Source organism: Carnobacterium sp. CP1 (assembly GCF_001483965.1).
In the GTDB taxonomy this organism is placed as follows: domain Bacteria; phylum Bacillota; class Bacilli; order Lactobacillales; family Carnobacteriaceae; genus Carnobacterium_A; species Carnobacterium_A antarcticum.
The window spans coordinates 1,287,220-1,311,425 of the sequence record NZ_CP010796.1; the positions used below are offsets into that span (position 1 = coordinate 1,287,220).

Below are 24,206 nucleotides of genomic sequence, written 5' to 3' on the forward strand. Positions count from 1 at the left end.
AAAGGAGTTCAATTGATCATGAAGAAAAAATGGAGTTTAGTAGGGTTAACGTTTTTGAGTGTAGGTTTGCTGGCTGCTTGCAGCAACAACGAGAGCGCAGATAACAAATCAAAAGAATTGGTAGTCTCAACATTTGCTTTAAGCGAAGATATTATTGAAGCCGATATTATAAAACCTTTTGAAGAAGCACACGACGTAAAAATCGTTATGGAAACTGGAACCAGCTCAGAGCGGTATACAAAATTTGAAAACAATCCGAATTCAACAGTAGATGTAATCGAATTGTCGCAATCCAATGCTGCTAAAGGCTATGAAAAAGGGCTGTTTGCTGAAATCGATGCTGAAAAAGTTCCAAATATGGACGAATTAAGTGAAAAGGCAAAAGAACTATCGGCAGATGGTTCTGGTCCGGCAACGACCGTCAATAGTATCGGCATCATTTACAATGAAGAAGCAGCTGGTATGAAAATCGAGAATTGGTCAGATTTATGGGACCCTTCACTAGCAGGAAAAATATCTATTCCAGATATCACGACTACTTATGGACCCGCCATGATGTATGTAGCAAATGATTACAAAAAAGCAGACATTGAAACAGATAAAGGCAAAGGAGCTTTTAAAGGCTTAACTGAATTAGCACCGAATGTTTTAAAAACGTATAGCAAGTCTTCCGATTTAGCGAATTTATTCCAATCTGGTGAAATTGTAGCGGCAGTAGTCGGAGACTTTGCTTACCCGCTGATTTCTCAAGCGAATCCAACTGTTCAATATGTTTTTCCAGAATCCGGTACGTACGCTAACTACAATACGATCAACGTGAATACTAACTCGAAAAACAAAGAATTGGCTTATGAGTTTATCAACTGGAGAATTAGCCAAGAGTTGCAAGAAAAAACAGCTGAGTCGCTAAACGAAGCTCCTACGAATACTTCTGTTGTCTTAGATGAAGAAACAGCTCAACACAAAACATATGGTGAAGTTGCTGAGCGCACAACATCCCTCAATTTTGATTTCGTTAATGCTAATCTAGCAGACTGGATCAGTGAATGGAACCACACACTAAATCAATAAGGATTAAAAAGATAATCTTTTGCAGGGTTATCTTTTTTTCTCCTTTAAAACTATTGTAAACTAAAGCAAAAAAACGCTTAGAATGGAGACTTGTTATCCATGACGATTGATTTACTGATAACTAATGCCAATGTATTCAATACCTTTTTAAAAACATTTGAACTTAAAAATGTTGCTATTCAAGATGGTAAGTTTTTTTATTTGAGTCCAGTTTCTGAAATGGATTTTGATTTTCTCGAACAACTAGATGCTAAAGGAAAAACAATGATTCCTGGCCTAATCGATATTCATTTGCATATTGAAAGTTCAATGATTCCTCCTTCAATTTTTTCGAAAGTTGGCTTGACACATGGCGTAACGACTATTGTTGCTGATTCGCATGAAATCGCTAATGTGTTCGGAATCAAAGGGATCCAAGCTTTCCTTGCTGAAGAAACAGAAATGGATATCTTTTATGCCATTCCTTCTTCTGTTCCTTCAACTACTTCCAAACTAGAAACAACCGGCGGCACTATTGGTATTGAAGAAGTTCGCGAACTGCTTGCTGACCCGCGAGTGATCGCTCTGGGGGAAGCCATGAATTTTAAAGGCATCACCAGCGAACCCGACTCTCTGATTCGACAAATATTGCGTGAAACCCAGACTTTAAAACCTTTCCTTCCTCTTGAAGGTCATATTCCTAGAGTATCAGGAATCGATTTGGCTAAGTTTATGTTTACAGGCATCACAGCCGACCACACTCACCAAACCCCTGAATCGATTTATGAAAAAATCAGCTCGGGGATGTTTATTGAATTGCAAAAGAAGTCGCTCACTAAAGAAAATCTAGCGTTGATTGCCAAGTACAACTTTTATGAGTACCTAGCTATTATTACAGATGACATTATGGCTGATGATTTACTGGAAGGTCACTTAAACGCAAATGTTAAGCTGGCTATTGAATGTGGCATGCCCGTCGAACAAGCAATTTATACGAGTACCTATACGCCAGCTAGAAGAATGGGATTCCAAGATCGCGGAGCTATTGCCTCTGGCTTTATCGCCGACTTTATTTTGTTGGACGATGTTAAGTCTCTGGATATTTCGGCGGTCTACAAAGCAGGAAAATTAGTCCATACTAAAGGAGAACAAATAGGCTATCCTGAAATAAAACCGCAATTTCCTGAAAACTTTTATCATTCACTACATTGTAAAAAAACAACGCTGGAAGACTTCAAAATACCAGTAAATTCAACTTCCGATGCTGTATTATGCAATGTGATCCGCATTCAGGAAACCAGTACGTTTACAGAACATGTTCAACGCGAAATTCCTGTTAAAGACGGATACTTGGATTGGGAAACAAGCGGACTGGCTTTATTAATGGTCATGGAGCGCTATGGGAAAAATGGGAATATCGCTTACGCTCTAGTAGAGAATACGATTAGCAAAAAAGGAGCCATTGCTACCACTTGGGCTCATGACCATCATAATTTGATGGTTATGGGGACGGCCGCTGAAGATATGATGCTTGCTCAACACCAGTTATTAGAAATGGAAGGCGGTTATGTGGTCATCCAAGACAAACAAGTGAGTGGATCCTGCCCGTTGCCTATCGGCGGTATCTTAAGCGATAAGCCTATTCAAGAATTAGGCCGCCAATTAAAAGAAGTACGGCAAGGGATGGTTGCTTTAGGATACAAAAATGCTAATGAAATTATGTCCTTTTCTACCCTTTCCTTACCCGTTTCACCAAATATTAAAATTACAGACGTGGGTATGATGGATGTACGAACCCAAGAATTGATACCATTAATGGAGGGTTAAATAATGAAGACACTTATTAAAGACGTTTATGTCTTAACCATGAACAACAAAAAAGACGTGTACAAAAACGGCTACGTTCTCTTAGAAGACGATCAGATTCTAGCAGTAGGTTCAATGCAAGATTTAACTAAAGAAGCAGCTTACGATAAAATCATTGAAGGTGGACACGCCATCGCTATGCCAGGAATGATCAATAGCCATACTCATATTGGGATGATCCCTTTTCGTTCATTAGGCGACGATTCCCCTGACCGTTTGCGCCGCTTTCTCTTTCCTTTAGAAAAAGCCTGCATGACCAAAGAGTTAGCCTACCATAGTGCTAAATACGCTATTGCGGAAATGCAGTTAGCCGGTGTCACTACTTTTATGGATATGTATTATTTTGAAAACGAACTGGCTGTAGCGACAGATGAAATGGGCTCCCGAGCACTATTAGGCGAAACCGTTATTGACTTCGAAACATGCGATACAACTGAAGTTTATGGCGGGCTAAAAGTTGCGGAAGAATTTATTCCTAAATGGTTGAACCATAAATTGATCACACCAGCCATTGCACCTCATGCCCCTAATACAAATAGCCCAGAAGCTTTATTAGAAGCTTGCCGTCTCTCTGAAAAATACAATGTTCCTATCACAATGCACTTGAGTGAAATGGATTATGAAATGCAGTATTTTAACGAACACTATAAAACGACTCCTGTAGAATTTCTTGAAAGCATCGGTTTCTTAAAAGAAAATAGCCGTTTGATTGCTGCTCATTGTATTCATCTAACGGATCTGGATATCGAATTGTTGGAAAAATTTGATGTTGCAGTAGCCCATTGCATTGGAGCTAATACAAAGTCAGCTAAAGGAGTTGCTCGCATCCACGACATGTTGGCTCATAACATTCGTGTTGGACTTGGCACAGATGGGCCCAGCAGCGGCAACACATTAGATTTGTTTACCCAAATGAAATTGTTTGCAAATTTCCATAAAACGACCTTAAAAGATCGAGGGGCATTTCCGGCAGCAGAGATCGTCGATTTAGCAACCATGGGCGGTGCACGGGCTTTAAAATTGGATGATACAGTTGGTTCATTGGAACCTGGCAAAAAAGCCGATTTGGTTTTAGTTGAAACTGATTCGGTCAATATGTTCCCGTTGTTTGATCCGTATGCTGTTCTAGTGTATTCCGCTAATGCGAGCAATGTGAGAGATGTCTTTATCAATGGCGAGGCAGTCGTTCGAAATAAACGATTGATCCGCTATAGTTTAGCTGCATTACGAGAAACTCTTTATTCACACATGGGTGATTTTTCAAAAACGGCCAAAATCTATGCAGCTGAATGATTTCAGAAACTGCTTTTACGCTTTTTCGATTGGTTTCCGACACCTTAAAAAGCGTTTTTACTGGTGCTAATTTTTTCTTCCACTTATAATGAAAGCATAACCACTCATTCTTTAGTAATGACAACCCAATAAATCCTTTAACGATTTTGAAAGGTCGGTGTACAGCGATGTTCGAATTAGATCATTTTGAAGTTATCGGCCGATTGCTTGCTTCTATTCTTTTTGGAAGTGCTATTGGTTATGAACGAGAAACCAAGGGCCATCATGCGGGCCTTCGAACGCATATTTTAGTTTGTGTAGGTTCCACGCTCTTCGCTTTAATTCAAACGCAAGCAACGTATACAACAGTCAAAATGGCTTTAGAAAATCCGGATCTGCTTCAAATTTTAAATACCGATCTCACTCGTATGACCGCTCAGATCGTCAGCGGTATTGGCTTCTTAGGAGCCGGAACGATTATCGTTACCAAGAAAAGTGTGACCGGTTTAACAACGGCCGCTTCCATTTGGGCGATTGCCAGCTTGGGAATCGCTGTTGGAATGGGGTATTATTTTATTGCTTTTACAGGATGCATCATCATGTTATTGGTTTTACGATTGATCAGAAAGTTGTTTCGCGTGCAAGACTTCAAAAAAATCGAAATCCGTTATTTCAAACGCCAAGAGACCGAAAAAAAAATCAAAGACTATTTTGATCAAAACAAAGTCAGCATAATGGATTTAGATTATTCCGTCGATTCCCATAAAGAAGATAAAAACGTCTATTTAATGGTATACACGCTCAGTCTGCCCGATGAATTGACTACTACTGCTATCGTGGAAAACTTAACTGATGTGAGTACGATTGTCGGAATACGTACAATAAAAGACAATTAAAGCAAAAAGCTCTCTAAAAAAGAGAGCTTTTTGCTTTAAACTGATTATTTTTTAGTTTGCGTAAAATCTTTTAAAGACTCTAATTGAAACCCATTGTATTGGTAGTTTTGTTTAAGGTACATTTCTCTTGGTGTGTCTTCCGCATCAGCTACTAAAACAACCGTTTTTCCCTCTGCCTGCTGCATCACAAATTGTTGTATTTTTGTTCCTACGCCTTGTTTTTGATAGTGTGTTTTAACGAAAAAATTGTCTATTTCAATGGTTGCTGCACCCTCTATCAAATCAACGGCTCCTACAGGTTCGCCTTTCAAATAAGCGATAACTTGTTTCGTCGTTTTAGATTCAAAACGCGTCCGATGCAATTGGCTTTTTTGAGAAGCAAAAGCGGTGCTGATTTCAATATCTTGCTGGTATTGAAGCTGCAAGTAATCGCCAAAAGTACCGTCATCAACAAATTCAACCGTTACCGCTGAATTCAACTTTCCAGCTTTAAAGTCTTGCGGTTCTAATAAAAACAATTCAAGGACGCCTTGTTCATAATTCTCTTGCTGTAAATAATGTTCAAGATCTGTTGGGAAAGGCTCGTTTTCAGGCCAATAGAACTTAATAAATTCTTGCTTTCGTTCTGCATGAAACTGTTTAAACTGATCTTCAATCGCTTTAAACTCTTGTACTGTCGGCATTTTTTTAAAACGAATAAAATTATAATCGTACATAAACCGAGCTTGTCGATTATGGAAATGCTGGTATAAGTCACACTCTTTTACTAATCGGCCGGGATGGTCAATCTGGCTAAACGTTATCATCTTTTGATCCTCTGCTTTCTTTCGCTTTTTCTACTTAATTAATTGTCTTCAATCAAAAATTCTGCTGTTAAGGTTTCTCCAGCAATTTCTTTAAGCACTCGGTACTTTCCAGCTGCAAGTTTCCCTTTAAATAAAGACAAATCAATCGATTCCGTTGTTTCTTCTCCTGATTCTAAAAGAATGGCAATTTCGATAAAAGCAACGTCTTCTTCAAATGGCACCACGAACCATTGATCGTCCACTTCTTTTTCAAGCGAAAAAGCTTTTCCGTAATAATAGTCTTCCACAGACTTATTTTTTAGTAAAACGGTTATCTGATCCGTTCCAACAGGATAAGCCTCCTGCTCGGCAGACATGCTCACACCTGCCCGTTGATTAATTTGTTTATCGTCCAATGGGGTTTTCTCTAACGGTTTGGAACAACTCATTAAGAATAACGCTAAGAAAAGCAAGCTCATCCCAATTTTTATTCGTTTTGGCCCATGGCTCATTTTCTTTTCCTCCTTATGCATCTTTTTCAAGTTCTATCCTTTTTGGCATGGATCAGCCAAATAAATGTATTCCTATTCTACAATTTTGAAATTTTCAGAGGGATAGGGTTTGCTTGTAGCCATGTAGAGGATTCAATGCGAATTACGAAGCGTTTACGCTTCGTTTGAGGCTTGAAATCCTGGAGACCCTAAGAGGATCCAGGCGAGTCCCATGCCTTTTTACAAGCAAACACGTAAATTCCGGAGGATAGTTCACTCCCTTAATAATTACCAACATGATTTGACAAAGAACCCTGTTTCATTAGTATACCGTTAGTTGTTCATTCAGGATAGAAAAAAGAACATTCTTTTGGATAAGAATGTTCTTTGATGGAAATGTTAGAACTTAGTCTATTCTGCTTTTGCACGAATCTCGTTCAATGATTTTATGCGGCAAGATAACTTTCATCGCTATTGTTTGTCTGCCTTCAATGAATTCAACCAATTTCTCCACTACTTGACTGCTCAAGTAGTCGATATGGACATCGATAGAAGTTAAGGCTGGTTGGATCATTTCGGCAAAAATAGAATTATTGAAACTGATGATTGAAATATCATTTGGAACTGATAATCCGATATCTTTCAATAAATGTGTCAGACTCATGGCTACTATATCATCGCTCGCCACTACTGCTGTTGGGTGTTCGTCAGCCAGAAATAACGAAGCCAGCTGCTGCTTATGCTCTGTGTCTTTAAAAGCTTCTGCCACAATATAAGTTGGGTCATTGACTATATTCGCTGCCGAAAGGGCCTGTTGGTAACCAGATAGCCGTTCAGCTGTAACCATTTCATCTATATCGCTGCAAATATAAGCAATTTTTTGATGATTTAATCCAATCAAATAATTTGCTGCATCTTTTCCTGCTAGTTGGTTATCGTTATCAACATATAAGATTTCATTTTCATACTGATACGGTTTTCCAATAATGGCGTAATGCAAATTCTCTTGGTGCAGATAATCGATCACTTGGTCTTCTTTTTTAGAATACAAGACGATAAAACCGTCTGCCCGACCGCCTTTTGCCATCATTCGGATACTTTCCAGTAATTCTTCTTCCGTTGTTCCTGAAGCGATCGCCACCATGTATTTCTTCTCATTACAGGTCTTGCTGATGCCGCGGATCATTTCTAAGAAGAAAGGATTTTGAAAGGCCGCTCCGTCAGATACAGGCAAAACAACTCCAATCGTTCGAGTATTTTTATTTACCAAGCCTCGTGCTGCCAAATTAGGTTGATACCCAAGTTCTTTCATTATTAAGCGAACTTTTTTTTTCGTTTTTTCGCTAATACTGGGATGATCTTGAATCGTTCGAGAAACAGTTGAAGTCGCCACACCTGCTTTTTTTGCAACATCTTTAATCGTGATCGCCATCTGCTCACTCCTTCAACCTCTATTGTCTTTGTTTCTTTCTCTTATCATAAGTTAGAAACTAGTGACTGGCAAGCCTTTTCAAGCAGAAAAATGATAGGTTGTTTGTGAAAAGTACCGTTCCCCGGGTTTCAGAACGATCGATTGAAAATGAGGATGATGAACAGCATCCGGCAGCTCTTGGGTTTCTAAAGCAATTCCCAGATGACTGCACATTTTTTTGCCCATCACCAGATAGTCTTCATCCATTCCTGTTGTTGAGAAAACAACGACTGCTTCTCGAGTCGTACGAATCGCTACTTTCCGGCCGCTTTCCGGTTCGCTAAGCCGTATGTCTCCTGTCGTCAACTTAAAGGGTGTATCATAACCAGCAGGCTGTTTTTTAAATGCTTCGCGCATAAAAATAGGCTTCCGGAAATCATAAGGTGTTCCATCAACTGGGTACAACCTTCCCGTTGGACATTTGTCAGTACCAACTTCAGCATAAACATCACTGGAAATTTGTAGTTTATGGTCTAAAATAGTTCGTTTTACTGTCCCGCTCAAGTTGAAATACGTATGATTCGTTGGGTTAAACAATGTCTTTGTATCCGTTTCTGCTTGAATGACCATATCCCAAACGGCATTTTCAGTCCATCGATAAGTTACTTTTACCGTTAAATTTCCGGGATACCCGTTGTCTCCTGCTGGACTCGTATGAGTAAAATTAATATCGATAAAGTCAGCAGTTTCATTCACTTCAGCATCCCATACAATTTGACTGAAATTGGATTGTCCTCCATGAATATGATGCGGTCCTTCATTTTGAGTCAATTGATGCGGTCCCCATGTGCCATTTTTGATCCGTCCAGCTACACGCCCGACTAGCGCACCAAAATAAGGTGAGTCCTGAATGTACTCTTCGAGTGTGTCAAAACCTAACACGACGTTTTCATAGTTTCCATTTCGATCGGGCACTTCAATACCGGTCACGACCGCTCCGTAATTTAAACACCGAAAAATGGCCCCTTTAGTAGTTGTCAGCTGGTATTCTGTTATTTCTTGATCGCCTATCCAACCGAATCGTCGTTTAGTGAACTCCAACAGACTCAGCCCAGACAGCGGTCAACAAATCCACAGTCAACTCATTCGTCGAGGCAACGACTTTAGCAGCCGCCCCCAACGTTGTTTCATCTCCAACAGCTATTGCTGCCATACCGGCACTATTGATGGATTGAACTCCTGCCGCTGCATCTTCGATTCCGATGCATTCTTGAACCGACACATTCAATTGCTCAGCCCCTGTTTCAAATATTTCCGGGTGAGGTTTTCCAGCGGATAATTTAGCCGGATCCACGATCGTATCAAATAATTCTTCTAGTCCTAACTTTTCTAAAATAACGGGACCGTTTTGGCTCGCTGAAGCCAATCCCAACAAAACGCCTTTTTCTTTTAGTTCATATAATAGAGTTTTGATTCCGGGCAAGATATCTTTAGCAGACATTTGCTCGATCATTTTTTTGTAGACCTCATTTTTCTTCGTTGCCAATGCCTCTTTTTCTGCAACCGTAAACTGTGCTTCCAAACCGCCTTTAGCTAAGATCAAAGCTAAAGACTCTGTACGGCTGATGCCTTTCAGTTGTTCATTAAAGGCTTCATCTAATTCAATTCCTAATTCTGCACCTAGCTTCTTCCATGCTTGATAATGGTAATCGGCTGTGTCTGTCAAGATACCGTCTAAATCAAATAATACAGCTTTCATCTTTTCTCCGCCTTCCTATCCTACTGTACTGCTACTTTTGCAGCTTTTGTTGCACAACTGTATTGGCTGGTCAACAAAATAGTTTCTTCGTAGATTTTCATCTCTAACGGAGCACCGGTCACTAATTCAATCGTTGTAGCAGTTTGGGTCACTGTGATTTTCAATAAACGCCCCCGGTAATTGATATGAAATTCATAATGAGTCCAGTTTGTCGGCAATAATGGAGCAAACGCTAATGTTTCATTCGCTGTGCGCATACCAGCAAAGCCCTCTACGATCGTTAACCAGCTGCCGGTCATTGATGTAATGTGCAGCCCATCTTCCGTATCGTTATTGTAGTTGTCTAGATCCAATCGAGCTGTGCGGCCATACAATTCAACCGCTTTGTCCATTCGGTGTAAATCGGCTGCCAAAATCGCATGGATACTTGGTGAAAGACTCGATTCATGAACGGTCATCGGTTCATAGAAATCAAAATTCCGTTGTTTTTCTTCTTGAGAAAATTCTTCTTTAAAGAAATAAATCCCTTGCAAAACATCGGCTTGTTTGATAAAAGGCGACCGTAAGATTTTATCCCACGACCAATTTTGACTCAAAGGCAATTCGCTTGGAGCGAGCTCAGTAACCGGACGCAATTCTTTGTCCATAAAAGTATCGTGCTGGATAAAGACACCTTTTTCAGCATCATACGGATAATACATTTTTTCAATAATGGCTTTCCATTCTTTTACTTCAGCTTTCGTTACATTTAAGGCCTCTTTTTTGTTTGGTGCTTTTTTTAAAGCTGTCAATGTGTAGTTCAGTGTCCAAACCGCGATCGTGTTCGTGTACCAATTGTTATTGACATTATTTTCATACTCATTGGGACCGGTAACTCCATGCATCATATATTGATCTTTTCCTTGGTGATAGTGGACACGGTCTGCCCAGAACCGGCTGATTCCAACCAAAACATCCAGCCCTTTATCTACCAAGTAACTTTCATCGCCGGTATAATTTGTATAATTGTAAATAGCATAAGCCATCGCTCCATTGCGGTGAATTTCCTCGAATGTGATTTCCCATTCGTTGTGGCATTCAACTCCAGTGAACGTTACCATTGGGTAAAGTGCTCCGTTTAATCCTTGTTGGCGCGCGTTGTGTTCAGCTTGCGGCAATTGATTGTGGCGATAAGTCAGTAAATTTTTAGTCACTTGTTGATCGGTCAACGCTAAGTACAATGGGACAGCATACGCTTCTGTATCCCAGTACGTTGCTCCACCATATTTTTCGCCTGTAAAGCCTTTCGGACCAATGTTTAAACGCTCATCTTCACCATAGTAAGTTGAAAATAATTGGAATAGATTGTAGCGAATCCCTTGTTGCGCAGCACTATCGCCTCCAATGACCACATCCGCTTTCGCCCAACGCTCTTGCCATAAGTCAGCGTGCTGTTTTCTCAATTCTGCAAAAGAGATAGAATCCAAACCAGCACTCATCGCCTGGCTGCGTGTTCCTACTTCTTCTTTTGAACTATCCCGTGAAGTCGTCAAAATGATCAGCTTTTCAATAGACGCTTGTTCGCCTGCTGCTAGTTTTCCAACAAATTCCTCATTGACGCACATGTCCGATACAGTATCGCAGATTTTTTCAACGCCAAAGGTACGATTTAACATCGTGGCAGCTACTGTAAACTGCTCGATCCCAAAATCATTTGGTTTTGTTTCAACAATCAACGTGTTTTTCATTGCCGTTACCGGCAGCCAGAATTTTTCTTCGTAATTTGAATCTTCATTTGTCACGTTTCCGTCTAGACCTGGCACAAAACGTACGTCAACAGCTTCATTCAAACTCGTCACATTCATTCGAATCGCACACAATTCTTTTTGAGCCAGACTGACAAATCGTTCAACTTCAACTTGTACTTGCTTTCCGTTCTTCTCAACGATGTAACGACGCGATAAAATTCCTGTCTGCATATCAAGCTCCATTTCAAATTCATGAATGGTGTCGCTATATAGATCTACTGGCTCTCCATCTATAAACAAATCCAATTGGATAAAGTTCATGGAATTGATGACTTTGCCAAAGTAATCGGGATAACCGTTCTTCCACCAGCCGACACGCGTTTTATCTGGATACCAAACACCAGCTAAGTAGCTGCCTTGATGATGATCTCCTGAATAGCGCTCTTCAAAGTTCCCTCGCATCCCCATATAACCGTTTCCAATACTGGTCAAACTTTCTTGTAACCGTCTTTGTTCTTTATCCAAAGTTTGTGTTTTGATTTTCCATTCGTCTAATTCAAATAATCGTTTGTTTTCCATTTTCTTCCTCCTCAAACTGCTTTATTCATATACCTTAAACTGTACAGCAGACTTTTTAATGTTCTACCGCAATCATAAACGCAAACGATTGCGTTGTCAATTTCATTTCAATTCAAATTCCATCTCTAACTACCCTAGAGTACTATAGAGAAAACTTTCAAAAATGGCGAATTAATGAGATAATCTGTTACCGGTAACAACTTTAACATTTCATTCGCTTCTCCGGAAATCGCTTGCAACTTTATTTTTTAGTGCTTATAATTAAAGCAATCGTTTGCATTATTTATTCTATTTGAGGAGATGAACAAAAATGAAAAAAATGTTTTCATTTGATTTTTGGCAAAAACTTGGAAAGGCTTTAATGGTCGTTATTGCTGTTATGCCTGCTGCAGGTTTAATGATTAGTATCGGTAAAATGATCGTCATGTTCGGAGGCGATATTCAATTATTAGCCGTCATAGGAAATGTGATGGAAAGTTTAGGTTGGGGTGTCATTGGGAATTTGCATATTCTTTTTGCCGCTGCTATTGGAGGCTCTTGGGCTAAAGAACGGGCCGGCGGAGCTTTTGCAGCATTGTTAGCTTTTATTTTAATCAATGTCACTACCGGTTCTCTTTTTGGTATCTCGGCAGAAATGCTGGTTACTGAAGGCGCTACAACCAAAACATTATTTGGTTCAGAAATTTTAGTCGACGGCTACTTCACGTCTGTCCTTGGCGCTCCTGCTTTAAACATGGGCGTTTTTGTAGGGATCATTTCAGGTTTTGTGGGAGCTATCGTTTTTAACAAATACTACAACTACCGGAAATTGCCGGAAGCTCTTTCCTTTTTTAATGGAAAACGCTTTGTTCCTTTCGTAGTCATCCTATGGTCTGTGATCGTTTCTATCGGCTTAGCTCTTGTTTGGCCAGTCGTTCAAACAGGGATCAATAATTTTGGTCAATGGATCGCAACTTCTGCTGATACCGCTCCTGTTTTAGCACCATTCGTTTACGGAACGCTAGAACGCCTCTTGCTGCCTTTTGGTCTGCATCATATGTTGACCATTCCGGTGAACTATACAGCTCTTGGCGGAACATATACGATTTTGACGGGTGCAAACGCAGGCTCTCAAGTATTTGGTCAAGACCCATTGTGGTTGGCTTGGGTAAGCGATTTAGTCAATTTGAAAAATGGCGGCGATATGACTGCTTATAAAGATTTATTAACGTCTATTATCCCAGCCCGTTTCAAAGTTGGACAAATGATTGGTGCCAGCGGAACATTAATGGGTGTAGCTTTGGCTATGTACCGCCGAACAGATGCTGATAAACGCAAAAAATACAAATCCATCTTTTTCTCAGCAGCTATTGCGGTCTTCTTAACCGGTGTTACTGAACCGCTTGAATTCATGTTTATGTTTGCAGCACCTCTCTTATACGTTGTTTACGCAGTGCTTCAAGGAATGTCTTTTGCTTTAGCTGACCTTATTCCATTACGTGTTCATTCGTTTGGAAACTTGGAATTCCTAACTCGTGTTCCAATGTCGGTCAATGCTGGCCTAACATGGGATGTCATCAACTTTGTCCTTAGCAGTATCGTTTTCTTTGGACTTGCTTATTTTGTTTCTTATTACTTGATCGGCCGTTTCAAAATTGCCACACCTGGTCGTTTAGGCAACTATATTGATGAATCTTCGACTGAAGACACCACTGATTCAGCTGCTGTTTCAACAGGAAAAACCGTTCCAGCAGCAAGTGCACAGGTTCAAGACATCATCACTCTTTTGGGAGGCCCGACAAACATTTCTGATGTCGATGCTTGTATGACTCGTTTACGGGTCACAGTAAAAGACCCGGCAATCGTCGGCGATGAATCTGCTTGGAAAAAATTAGGCGCTTTAGGGTTGATCAAAAAAAATAACGGTATCCAAGCTGTCTATGGTCCGAAAGCGGACGTTTTGAAATCAGATATCCTGGATGCTTTAGGAGAATAAACAGTTGAAATTATTGACTTTAAACACTCACAGCTGGTTAGAAGAACAGCCGTATGATAAATTAGATACGCTTGTCGAAACCATACTAACCAATCAATTTGATGTGATTGCTTTCCAAGAAGTAAACCAATCCATTGCTGAATCCGTTATAGATGTATCGGATCAGTTTGCTTATCAAGCTGCTGATCCTACTATTCAAATCAAACGAAACAATTTTGCTTTCCTCGTGCAGCAAAAATTGGAACAAGCCGGGTTGCGGTATGCTTGGACCTGGCTGCCGGCTCATATTGGTTACGATATTTATGATGAAGGTTTAGCATTTTTGAGCCTTCATCCGATCCAAGAGATCAAAACCTTTTACGCTTCCAAAAGCAAAGCTTATGAGAATTATAAAACGCGTCCTGTGTTGGGCGTTCAAATTGAAGACAGTTGGTATTTTAACCTCCATTTAGGCTGGTGGACAGATAAAGACGATTCATTCAAAGAACAATGGGCAGTGTGTACAGCTGTTTTCCAAACGTTATCCGGACCAATTTATTTAATGGGAGATTTCAATAATCCGGCGCAAGCGACTAACGAAGGTTATGAATTGGTAACCAAAGAATGGTTTGATACTTTCCATCTAGCTATGAAACGAGATAAAGGCCACACTGTCGAAAAAAATATTGACGGATGGGCTGAAAACAATGATAAATTAAGAATCGATTTCATATTTACGAATCATCCGATTGGAGTTGATACCTCAAAAGTCTTTTTTGATGGCAAAAACAACCCGGTCATCTCAGATCATTATGGTGTCAGTATCCAATTAACAGCAGCAATCGAACAAACAATCGTCTGATTGATTTAAGCAAAAAAAGCTCTCGACTCGCAATCTTTTAGATTGCGGTTCGAGGGCTTTTTTAATGGTCGTTCCTTTTTTTCCGATGAATGATTTGATTTGCTGCTAATAAAAGAACACCTAAGGAACTGGCGGCTATTCCAGCTTTCAATAGAGGCGTCTGATACGTTAGGACTATTTTTGATTTTCCCGCCTCTAAGGGAATCCCTACGAATCCTTCATTGACTCGCAAGGTTTCGATAGCCTTTCCATTCACTTCAGCTTGCCAGCCGCTCGTATAAGGAATGGTCGTTGTTAAGATACTAGCTTTTTCTTGCTCGATCGTCCCGCTAACTTTCTGATTGGTAAATGCCGTGATTTCTAAAGCTTGTTTCTGTTTCTGTCTTACTCTTTCTTGATAGTCCTGATTTAAGGGCAGAGCTAGCACATTGATGTCAGAAACAGTGTAACTCCCTTCCCGATCAAACTGCAAACTTATCGTATCACTAGCCGCTGCCTCTGATTGATACCCTAAGTGAAACAGCATTTTGTCTCGCGGCATGTAGGCACTGAAACTTAATAGATCCGATTGGTAAATGCTTTTCCGCTGTTTCCCCATCTTCATCACAGCTGTATAATTGATGGGATCTCGCTTCCAACCCTGGCTTTTAACCGGTTCAAAATGCAATCCCTCTAAGTAAACATAAATGGCTGACTGTTCCATTTCATTTTTATTTTTTAGTTTAATCGTCAATTTTCCAGATGTACCATGGACTTTAATGGTTTGGTTTTCGATGGTTAGTTTGTTTTCATCTTCTGAAAAAATATCAATGGTTAATTTTTTCGATTCGGTTTCTTTATCAAATAAGCTTAACCCTTCCGTTTGTGCTTGTTTCTCATCCAATACGATACCGTAAGATAAGAAAGCTTCTTTTTCAACCGGGTTCATTTTTTCAAAGGTTGATTCAGGCAAGTAAACATCTTCCGCGTAAGCAAAAGGATACGCTAACGTTGTTTCAGCTACAATAAACGAACGCTCTTTTCCTGATTTTTTTTCCGTCACTTGATAACCATAAGGCAAGTATTTTTCGTTTTTTTCTTCTGTCACGATTGCTTGTACGTTCAAGAAATGGTTGATGATACTGCGGTCATCAACACCATTTCGAATGGGTTGAATCAATTGAAATTGACCGCTTTCCAGTTTCCGAGCGAAATTTGCCACTTCGCCATTTGTAATAGACAAATAAGAGGATAATCCCATCCTATCCAATAAAACCAGCTGGTTTTTGACTTCTCTATCTTGAGACGTGACTCCTATCCGGTAAATTTCTTCTGCCTTTTGAGGTTGGATCAGTTTTTCTGCACCCTCAAAAGTCTCTGTGTACAGTTTATCTACTGTACCGTAATCCAGTAAAGAAGATACTGTATTTTGTCCCCATGGATAGTAATAATCCATAGCATTATAGGCTAAATTGCCCATTACTAAAGCAGTTAATAAAAAAGACAAGCCTTTTTTATCAATTGTTCCCAAAGTTCTATTTTGCTGTTTAATATGGCCAATATAAAAAACGCCCCACATCAGCCAAGCAAAAAATACCGGAGCCACATAGGCAAAGCGGTAACCAGTAACCCATACCGAAGCTCCCGTAATCAAACTAAAGAATATAAGTGAACCCGCCATAGCAGATAAGTCGCGCTTGGACAATTGAAATCGATAATTGTACAACTGTGCTGAGCCCCACGCAAGGAAAAAAGGCAAAACAAAAGTCCAACGATTGTATGGTCCAGAAAAACCATTCATCACTGATCCAAATGCAGGCAACAGCAACATAACACCAAAAATCAGCAGCATGATCTTGATAAAACCATATCTTTTCTTATGCAAAAAAAGACACGGCAGCAACAATATCACGAAAGCTGAAAAGCCCATTGTGGACCATAAATAACTTCCAGGTATGAAAAGGTTGCGTATTAAAGCAATGTAATACTCTATCGGATACACTAGCAGCCCTTGGGCAAATTTGCTCGAAGCTTCTCTGGAAGACTGTAAAAAGCCTCCAACAACTGGAAAGAACAAAATACCCGACAACAATACTCCAATGATATAAGAATAGACAGCAGTCCAGATAAAGCCGACTATTTTGGTTATGTCTTTTTTTCCATAAATATAAAAATAACGGACTAAGGCGTAAATAAAGACCAATACTGTCAGCATATAAAAAAAGTAAAAATTGCTAAAAGCTCCCAAAAAAACAGCTATGATAAAAAGAGTATTGGATTGACGTTGTAAAATCCGTTCTATCCCTAAGCAAAATAGCGGAAACAGAACCATCGGCAACAGAAAGAAAGGATGGCGTGTGGCATTCATTATAACGTAATAAGTAAAGGTATAAATTAACGATCCTACCAGTGCACCAGGCATTGCTATTCCTATTTTTCGACAAAAAATTAAAAAAACTGCGCCGATAGCGTACAGACGCAAAAGAATCAAGACATGAAAAGCCAGTTCCGTTTGGCTTGCCGGAAACAGCAACCCTAAGTAAACAAAGGGGTCCCCGACGACATAGTAGCCGTACGAATGAATCGTATCTGCCCCTAACCCGATGTTCCAATCCCATAATTTAAAACCTAGCGATGGCTGCTGTAAAAAATCACGGACGATTTCTAAGTATTCTTTAAAAATTAAATAATGCTGGCTAAACCCATCTCTTTCCCAGATAAAAGATTTTTGTGCTACAAAAAAATAACCATAGATCACTAACACCATAAGGGCAAATAAGAAAGTATACCAGTAGAAAGGATAAGCTGCTCTTTTTTTGTTGGAAACAGACATAGCGTCATTCCTTTCTATTTAAAGATAAACCATTTGCTAAAGAAATAGTTTAATAACACAACAATCAGCTGTGTAGCCAATTTGGCTAAATTCGCTTCTAAGTGAAGTCCGCCTATCAGCAGCCACATGCTCAACATGTCAAAGCCCGCTGAGATCAAACGGAAACTGCAGAATAAAAGAAATTCTTTTAGCCAGGCATTAACCGTCTCCGTTTCTGATTTAAATACGAATTTTTTATTCGTGAAAAATGCAAAAAGAATCGACACTCCAATTGAAATGGCGTTTGCAATTAAATATTGAATCCCTAAAACAGAATCAAAGAGAAAAAACACGATTATATTGACTAGCGTTGTTAATCCACCGAAAATTAAATAACTGAGGACTTCTTCATTTTTTTGATAAAATCTTTTCAAGGCTGACATTGATACTTAACACCACTTTCATTCTTTTAGCGAACTCGATCGATCAGTCTGCGTGAGACTGTTTCTGGTTCTTTTCTTCTTCTTCTTCCTCTTTTTCTTCTGAATATTCTTGTATAAAATACAAGGGCCGTTCTTTTGTTTCAATAAATACGCGTCCTAAGTACTCGCCAATGACTCCCAAAGAAATCAACTGGATGCCTCCGATAAATAAAACACCAGCAATAATGGAAGCATATCCTGCCGTTTCGATGCCAAACAATAACGTTTTTACTAACTCAAATAATAAGTATGCGAATGCAAAGAACGAAATGACAAAACCGATAATCGACCAGATTTTTAAAGGGACTGTACTGTAGGAAGTGATCCCATCCAAAGCTAATTTGACCAATTCGGAAAATTTCCATTTGCTTTCACCGGCGCCTCTTGGTTCAGCCACATAAGCAATTTCTTTCTTTTTAAAACCGATCCAGCCATACATGCCTTTTGTGTAACGCTCTTGTTCGCGCAATGTTATCAACGCTTGAACACACTTTTTATCCAACAAGCGAAAATCGCCTGCTTGAGGGTGAATTTTTTCTTTCGCTATTTTCTGCAACAGCTGGTAATACTTTTTGGAAGCCCACTTTTTAAACCAAGTTTCTCCTTCTCGCGCTTTGCGTATAGCATACACATCATCGTAACCAGCTTCCCACCATTCTAACATTTCACTGAACAGTTCTGGCGGCTGCTGTAAATCAGCATCAATAATAATCGTCGCATCGCCAGCGGCATGGTCGAATCCCGCTAACATCGCGATCTCTTTGCCAAAATTTCGAGACAAATCAATATATTGAACGCGCTGGTCTACCTGCTTGAATTGTTTGATTTTGTTTATAGTACCATCAGAACTGCCGTCATTAACAAACAAAAATTGAAAAGCGTAATCGGGTAACGTTGCACAGACTATCTTCAATCTTTCGTACATTGGTACAATGACCGCTTCTTCATTATAGGCAGGAATTAATATCGTAATGGTTTTCATTGCATCCAACCCTTCCTGATTTAATTAAGCCTACTAAAATTACTGGATTAATTCTAGTATAACCTTTTAAAAAACAGTCGTCTATTCTGTTACTTTATAATACAGTTTTCTCTTTTATCAAAAACAAAAAGGCTCTTTGTAAAGTTGTAGAATAAACATATACTTATTTGGCTTCCCAACATCAAAAATGATAGATCCAAACAAAAGAGCTCGTGCAAAAGTGACAGAATACACCTTTACACGAGTCCTTTAGCTTAAAGATAATATTTTTTAATGACCGCTAATTCATCATCTAATTCGTATACTAACGGTTGCCCAGTCGGGATTTCTAATTCCATGATATCATCGTCTGAGATTTCTTCAATGTACTTCGCTAAAGCCCGTAAAGAGTTGCCGTGTGCTGCTACTAAAACGGTTTTCCCTTCTAAGATAGCTGGTGCGATTTGATCTTCCCAAAATGGAATAACACGAGCTAATGTGCTTTTTAAATCTTCTCCCATCGGTACCACTCGTTTTTGCAAGTTCGCATACCGTCGATCGTTTAAAGCTGAATTTGGGTCATCTGGTTTTAATAATGGCGGCAACGTATCATAAGAACGACGCCATAATTGAACTTGCTCGATGCCGTATTTATCCGCCGTTGCTTTTTTGTTTAACCCCTGCAACGCTCCGTAATGGCGTTCATTTAAGCGCCACGTTTTGATTTCCGGCACCCAAAGCTGATCGGATTCTTCTAAAACAATGTGACAAGTTTTGATTGCCCGTTTTAAAACAGATGTAAAAGCCATATCTAATTCGATCCCGGCTTCTTTTAATTTACGCCCGGCTTCGTGAGCTTCTTTCAATCCTGCATCACTCAAATCTACATCGACCCAGCCGGTAAATTGGTTCAATGCATTCCATTCGCTTAATCCATGACGCACAAATATAATTCTTCTCATCATTATCCCTACCCTCGCTGTTTAGTCTGCACCTTGATTGTACACCTTGCACGTAAGCAAATGCACACGAAATGATTGTCTTGATGAGGAAATAAGAATAAAACAGTACTGCTGCAAATCATTTGACATTCATTACTGAACATTGTAAGCTACTGATAACAAACGTTTACGTGTGTAAACGAAAAACGTCATTACTATATAAGTAGGTTAATCTTACAAGGAGGAATTAAAATGTCCGACAAACACCAGCAAGATCATCCCAAGATGGAACACGAAGCGATGGACCATAGTAAAATGGAGCATGGCTCAATGGATCACGGTTCGATGGACCATTCTATGCATATGGGAAACTTAAAACAGAAATTTTTTATTTCTTTGATTCTGGCCATTCCGATTATTTTGCTTTCGCCAATGATGGGCGTTACCTTGCCTTTTCAATTTTCATTTAATGGTTCGGATTGGGTCGTTTTAATCTTAGCCTCTATTTTATTCTTTTACGGTGGTATGCCTTTCTTACAAGGAGCCAAGATGGAGCTTCAAGGAAAAAATCCAGCGATGATGACCTTGATTTCCTTAGGAATCTCGGTTTCTTATTTCTACAGTGTTTATGCATTCATTGCGAATAACCTCCTTCACACTCAAAATCACGTGATGGATTTCTTCTGGGAACTAGCCACGCTTATTTTAATTATGCTGCTTGGGCATTGGATTGAAATGAATGCTGTTAGCAATGCGGGCAATGCTCTGCAAAAGATGGCCGAATTATTGCCCGGAACAGCTAATGTACTTGATGAAGAAGGAAACACTACTGAAGTTGCTCTAAAAGAAGTGCATATCGGAGACAAAATCGTTGTAAAAGCCGGCGGAAAGATTCCGACTGATGGAATCATTATTAATGGACAAACAACCGTTAATGAATCCATGGTCACTGGCGAAGCAAAAGATGTTTCAAAAAAAGAGCAGGACAAAGTCATCGGAGGTTCCATCAACGGATCAGGAACCATTTCCGTCGATGTGACAGGAACAGGCGAATCCGGCTACTTGTCGCAAGTCATGGCACTTGTTAGCAGTGCTCAACAAGAAAAATCAAAAGTAGAGTCGCTTTCAGACAAAGTCGCTAAACTGCTTTTCTATGTAGCTTTAGCTGTTGGTATTTTAGCCTTTATTATCTGGCTCGTGGTTACAAAAGATATGAACATTGCTTTAGAACGGATGGTAACGGTCTTTATTATTGCTTGTCCACATGCCCTTGGTTTAGCTATTCCGCTAGCAACAGCCCGGTCTACTTCTTTAGGCGCTCAAAATGGATTACTCGTCAAAAACAGACAAGCTTTAGAAGTTGCCAAAAAAGTGGATGTCGTTATGATGGACAAAACTGGAACCTTAACAGAAGGCAATTTCGCAGTCTCGGCCTTTAAATCTTTTTCAACGGACTATACTGAAAATGACGTTTTGGAATATATGGGAGCTTTAGAAAAAGACTCCAGTCACCCGCTTTCCGTGGGTGTGCTAAAAAAATTGGAAGAATTAAACTTAACCACTCCGGCAGCAACAGACACTTCAACCATACCAGGCGTGGGAATCGAAGGAACCATTGAACACCAAACGGTTAAAATCGTCAGCGTCGCTTATCTGACTAAAAAAGGTATCTCTTACGATCAGCAACTTTTTTCTGAATTGTCCACTAAAGGCAATTCGGTTAGTTTCTTGCTAGTCAATGACAAAAATATCGGCTTAGTCGCACAAGGCGATCAAATCAAGCCTGAAGCCAAAACCATGATCCAAGCCCTAAAAGATCAAAACATCAAGCCGGTCATGTTGACTGGCGACAATCAGCAAGCAGCTGCTGCCGTTGCTCAACAACTCGGAATTGATGATGTCCATGCAGAATTACTGCCTGAAGACAAAGAAAAACTCGTTAAGGAATACAAAAATAACGGTTTAGTTGTCATGATGGTCGGAGATGGGGTCAATGATGCTCCAAGCCTAGTCAGAGCGAATGTCGGTGTTGCGATTGGGGCCGGAACCGATGTAGCCGTAGATTCAGCTGATGTGATCCTGGTCAAAAGCGATCCGGCAGATATTCTCCATTTCTTATCTCTAGCTAAAAATACTTCTAAAAAGATGGTTCAAAATTTATGGTGGGGAGCTGGCTACAATATCGTCGCTATTCCTTTAGCAGCAGGAGTGCTGGCTTTTGCGGGAATCCTCTTAAGCCCTGCAGTAGGAGCCATTATCATGTCCTTTAGCACAGTGATCGTAGCCGTAAACGCTATGCTGTTAAAAATTGACTAAAAGAAAATCCGTTTAAACCAAGACAGTTAAAAATGGCCCCTTTCTCCTGAATAAAACAGGAAAAAGAGGTCGTTTTTTGCTAATAGCAGGAATTCTATTGGTTCAGTCGAAAATTGGCAGGGGATGACATCCTTTATCGTATTCAAAAAAATTTGCGTGCCTTAAGTGATAGCATTTCTCACACTTAGGGCACGCAAAAGAGTTTACGACCTTATCGCTAGAGATTTAAATGACTTAAGGTCCTTAAAAGGATTGGAACCCTCTACCCTCTATGCTTTATGTTTATTTCACCTATCATTACGTCAAAAAAGATACGTGAAGAATATTCTTATTCATACCTTTATTATATCCTCCGTGAAACAAAAAACAAATAGGTGAACAGTTGAAGAAATAAGCTTCTTTTCGTTAATTTTTTATAATATCCTATTCTGTTAAAAACCTCCAACAATCGGTCTAAAAACCGTTGCTGGAGGTTTTTTAGTTTAGTGTGATTCAAACAGAATAAAATTAAGCATAAATCGACGTTAAATCACTAGCAATCGTTGGGTAAGCCAAAATCAATTGCGCTACATCTTCTGCTGGTGTTTTTTGATCAATCAACAGACTAAAGAAGTTGATCAAATCATCGGCTCTTTTGTTGATACACGTTGCTCCGACTAATAATCCTGTTTTACGTTCTGTAATGATTTTGATTTTTGAAACAGGCTCGTTTACCCGATGGTAGCTGAACCAAGAAGTTGCATCAATGTCAGAAACGTCATAATCCTCTTCTTGCTCAGACGCTTGTGCTGCTGTCATTCCAGTTTGAGCTAATTTAGGACTGGAAAAGATTGTGGTCGGAATACTTGGATAGGCAATTTTTTCTGTTGCTTCGCCTGTCAGATAATGAACCAAATAACTTCCCTCAAAAGTAGAGACGGGTGTCAGTTTGGGCTGGGTTTTCGACAACACATCGCCACAAGCAAAAATGGCAGCATTGCTGGTTTGCAAATACTCATTGACTGTGATGCCTTTTTTATCAAATGCTACTCCGGCATTTTCTAATTTCAATTCATCTATATTTGGAACCCGGCCGGTTGAACAAAATACCAGATCGCTGGTCAAATGAAATTCTTTACCATCTGTCAAAATGAAAGAGTCGGCTTTTTTTTCGATTTTATTAATATCTATATTGAAATGAAACGTCACGCCTTTTGTTTCTAATTGATGCACAATTTCTTTTACATATTCTTCGTCAAAAGCTTTCAGGGGACGACCATTGTGATGAACCAAATGAACGTTAGCTCCTGCAGCATTAGCGATAGCTGCCAACTCAAAAGCAATATATCCTCCACCGACAAAAGTAATAGTTTCAGGCATTTCAGGTAAAGATAGAAAATCATTACTGGTTAAGAAGTGCTCTTTTCCTTCAATCGGTAAAATAGAGGGTTTAGCGCCTGCAGCAATAACAAAACGTTCCGCCGTCAGTGTATCCTCATTTACTTGAAGTGTTTTTTCATCCGTAAACTGAGCACTACCAGTAAAGGTTTCTACACCAGCTGACTGCAAACTTTCTTGACTTGTTTTGGGTACTGGCTTAGTAAAGGTTTCTTTAAATGCCATTAGTTCAGGCCAATTGACTTGAGGAGTAACAGAAAAACCTTTGCCTGCTAATTGAGTGACGGCATCTTTAGCTTCTACAGCTGATACCAATACTTTTTTAGGGTCACAACCACGGTTGGGACAAGTTCCGCCCCATAAGTCGTTTTCTACGACAGCTACTTTTTCCCCAGTTGCTGCCAACCCGTTTGCTATTGCTGTTCCGCCAACACCGCTGCCGATAACGATTACATCAAATGCTTTTTCCATCCGTAAAACCTCCCTTTCAAATACGTTTTACCATAGACTGTATGAATTTGCCACTAACTGGACTTATCTAGAAAGAGAAAGGGAAATGCCATTATCAGCTACTGGAATGGCACTACTCTACCTTGTAATGGAAATATAATTAGTACTAAAAATCCGGCCTTCAGCACTAAAACTGACAAGCCGGATTATCTCAGTTGCCTATTGTAGATGCCTTT

General features: G+C 39.7%; 17 protein-coding genes and 1 pseudogene. 7 read left to right on the forward strand and 11 right to left on the reverse strand.

Going from position 1 to position 24,206, the window contains the following annotated elements; genetic code table 11:
- Positions 1–18: 18 nt before the first annotated feature.
- The 4 genes from NY10_RS06045 (at position 19) to NY10_RS06060 (ending at position 5,084) form a co-directional block, all read left to right on the forward strand.
- Positions 19–1,071, forward strand: coding sequence for an ABC transporter substrate-binding protein (locus NY10_RS06045; RefSeq protein WP_058919121.1), 1,053 nt, complete (start codon positions 19–21; stop codon positions 1,069–1,071).
- Between the two features lie 99 nt (positions 1,072–1,170).
- Positions 1,171–2,877 (forward strand): adenine deaminase C-terminal domain-containing protein, encoded by a 1,707-nt coding sequence (locus tag NY10_RS06050; protein WP_058919122.1) that lies wholly within the window; start codon positions 1,171–1,173, stop codon positions 2,875–2,877.
- Between the two features lie 3 nt (positions 2,878–2,880).
- Positions 2,881–4,209: an amidohydrolase gene (locus tag NY10_RS06055; RefSeq protein WP_058919123.1), complete on the forward strand. Its 1,329-nt coding sequence runs from the start codon at positions 2,881–2,883 to the stop codon at positions 4,207–4,209.
- A 167-nt stretch (positions 4,210–4,376) separates the two neighbouring features.
- A complete protein-coding gene (locus NY10_RS06060) occupies positions 4,377–5,084 on the forward strand; it encodes an MgtC/SapB family protein (protein WP_058919124.1) in 708 nt (235 codons plus the stop codon).
- Positions 5,085–5,128: 44 nt separating this feature from the next.
- On the opposite strand, the gene NY10_RS06065 is transcribed toward NY10_RS06060, so the two are convergent.
- The 6 genes from NY10_RS06065 to mdxK all read right to left on the reverse strand — a co-directional run bounded on the left by NY10_RS06065 (position 5,129) and on the right by mdxK (position 11,836).
- Positions 5,129–5,890: a GNAT family N-acetyltransferase gene (locus tag NY10_RS06065; RefSeq protein WP_058919125.1), complete on the reverse strand. Its 762-nt coding sequence runs from the start codon at positions 5,888–5,890 to the stop codon at positions 5,129–5,131.
- 38 nt (positions 5,891–5,928) lie between these two features.
- On the reverse strand, positions 5,929–6,381 hold the full coding sequence (locus tag NY10_RS06070) for an immunoglobulin-like domain-containing protein (RefSeq protein WP_058919126.1): 453 nt from the start codon (positions 6,379–6,381) through the stop codon (positions 5,929–5,931).
- 385 nt (positions 6,382–6,766) lie between these two features.
- On the reverse strand, positions 6,767–7,792 hold the full coding sequence (locus NY10_RS06075) for a LacI family DNA-binding transcriptional regulator (RefSeq protein WP_058919127.1): 1,026 nt from the start codon (positions 7,790–7,792) through the stop codon (positions 6,767–6,769).
- 78 nt (positions 7,793–7,870) lie between these two features.
- Positions 7,871–8,872, reverse strand: coding sequence for an aldose epimerase family protein (locus NY10_RS06080; protein ID WP_082664199.1), 1,002 nt, complete (start codon positions 8,870–8,872; stop codon positions 7,871–7,873).
- Positions 8,859–9,530, reverse strand: coding sequence for a beta-phosphoglucomutase (gene pgmB / locus NY10_RS06085; protein ID WP_058919128.1), 672 nt, complete (start codon positions 9,528–9,530; stop codon positions 8,859–8,861). The genes NY10_RS06080 and pgmB overlap by 14 nt, the downstream gene beginning before the upstream one ends.
- 20 nt (positions 9,531–9,550) lie before the next feature.
- Entirely contained in the window at positions 9,551–11,836 is a 2,286-nt protein-coding gene (gene mdxK, locus NY10_RS06090) for a maltose phosphorylase MdxK (protein ID WP_058919129.1), read from the reverse strand.
- A 310-nt stretch (positions 11,837–12,146) separates the two neighbouring features.
- Between mdxK and NY10_RS06095 the strand changes: the two are divergent.
- Positions 12,147–13,802: pseudogene (locus NY10_RS06095) on the forward strand (PTS transporter subunit IIBC); the annotation flags it as partial.
- A 13-nt stretch (positions 13,803–13,815) separates the two neighbouring features.
- A complete protein-coding gene (locus NY10_RS06100) occupies positions 13,816–14,652 on the forward strand; it encodes an endonuclease/exonuclease/phosphatase family protein (RefSeq protein ID WP_058919131.1) in 837 nt (278 codons plus the stop codon).
- A gap of 61 nt (positions 14,653–14,713) precedes the next feature.
- On the opposite strand, the gene NY10_RS06105 is transcribed toward NY10_RS06100, so the two are convergent.
- The 4 genes from NY10_RS06105 to gpmA form a co-directional block, all read right to left on the reverse strand.
- Positions 14,714–17,464, reverse strand: a complete 2,751-nt coding sequence (locus NY10_RS06105) for a YfhO family protein (protein WP_058919132.1) — start codon at positions 17,462–17,464, stop codon at positions 14,714–14,716.
- Positions 17,465–17,478: 14 nt separating this feature from the next.
- Positions 17,479–17,877, reverse strand: a complete 399-nt coding sequence (locus NY10_RS06110; protein ID WP_058920264.1) for a GtrA family protein — start codon at positions 17,875–17,877, stop codon at positions 17,479–17,481.
- A gap of 52 nt (positions 17,878–17,929) precedes the next feature.
- Positions 17,930–18,907 (reverse strand): glycosyltransferase family 2 protein, encoded by a 978-nt coding sequence (locus NY10_RS06115; protein ID WP_058919133.1) that lies wholly within the window; start codon positions 18,905–18,907, stop codon positions 17,930–17,932.
- 254 nt (positions 18,908–19,161) lie between these two features.
- Positions 19,162–19,848, reverse strand: a complete 687-nt coding sequence (gpmA, locus tag NY10_RS06120; RefSeq protein ID WP_058920265.1) for a 2,3-diphosphoglycerate-dependent phosphoglycerate mutase — start codon at positions 19,846–19,848, stop codon at positions 19,162–19,164.
- Between the two features lie 231 nt (positions 19,849–20,079).
- Here gpmA and NY10_RS06125 point away from each other — a divergent pair, with 231 nt between their 5' ends.
- Positions 20,080–22,143 carry a heavy metal translocating P-type ATPase gene (locus tag NY10_RS06125; RefSeq protein ID WP_058919134.1) on the forward strand — a complete coding sequence of 688 codons (2,064 nt, stop codon included), beginning with the start codon at positions 20,080–20,082 and terminating at the stop codon, positions 22,141–22,143.
- A gap of 507 nt (positions 22,144–22,650) precedes the next feature.
- On the opposite strand, the gene NY10_RS06130 is transcribed toward NY10_RS06125, so the two are convergent.
- Positions 22,651–23,991 carry a dihydrolipoyl dehydrogenase family protein gene (locus NY10_RS06130; protein ID WP_058919135.1) on the reverse strand — a complete coding sequence of 447 codons (1,341 nt, stop codon included), beginning with the start codon at positions 23,989–23,991 and terminating at the stop codon, positions 22,651–22,653.
- Positions 23,992–24,206: the final 215 nt, after the last annotated feature.

Coding starts and splice junctions, on each gene's coding strand:
- NY10_RS06045 (WP_058919121.1), top strand. CDS start 19: ATGAAGAAAAAATGGAGTTTAGTAGGGTTAACGTTTTTGAGTGTAGGT.
- NY10_RS06050 (WP_058919122.1), top strand. CDS start 1,171: ATGACGATTGATTTACTGATAACTAATGCCAATGTATTCAATACCTTT.
- NY10_RS06055 (WP_058919123.1), top strand. CDS start 2,881: ATGAAGACACTTATTAAAGACGTTTATGTCTTAACCATGAACAACAAA.
- NY10_RS06060 (WP_058919124.1), top strand. CDS start 4,377: ATGTTCGAATTAGATCATTTTGAAGTTATCGGCCGATTGCTTGCTTCT.
- NY10_RS06065 (WP_058919125.1), bottom strand. CDS start 5,890: ATGATAACGTTTAGCCAGATTGACCATCCCGGCCGATTAGTAAAAGAG.
- NY10_RS06070 (WP_058919126.1), bottom strand. CDS start 6,381: ATGAGCCATGGGCCAAAACGAATAAAAATTGGGATGAGCTTGCTTTTC.
- NY10_RS06075 (WP_058919127.1), bottom strand. CDS start 7,792: ATGGCGATCACGATTAAAGATGTTGCAAAAAAAGCAGGTGTGGCGACT.
- pgmB (WP_058919128.1), bottom strand. CDS start 9,530: ATGAAAGCTGTATTATTTGATTTAGACGGTATCTTGACAGACACAGCC.
- mdxK (WP_058919129.1), bottom strand. CDS start 11,836: ATGGAAAACAAACGATTATTTGAATTAGACGAATGGAAAATCAAAACA.
- NY10_RS06105 (WP_058919132.1), bottom strand. CDS start 17,464: ATGTCTGTTTCCAACAAAAAAAGAGCAGCTTATCCTTTCTACTGGTAT.
- NY10_RS06115 (WP_058919133.1), bottom strand. CDS start 18,907: ATGAAAACCATTACGATATTAATTCCTGCCTATAATGAAGAAGCGGTC.
- gpmA (WP_058920265.1), bottom strand. CDS start 19,848: ATGAGAAGAATTATATTTGTGCGTCATGGATTAAGCGAATGGAATGCA.
- NY10_RS06125 (WP_058919134.1), top strand. CDS start 20,080: ATGTCCGACAAACACCAGCAAGATCATCCCAAGATGGAACACGAAGCG.
- NY10_RS06130 (WP_058919135.1), bottom strand. CDS start 23,991: ATGGAAAAAGCATTTGATGTAATCGTTATCGGCAGCGGTGTTGGCGGA.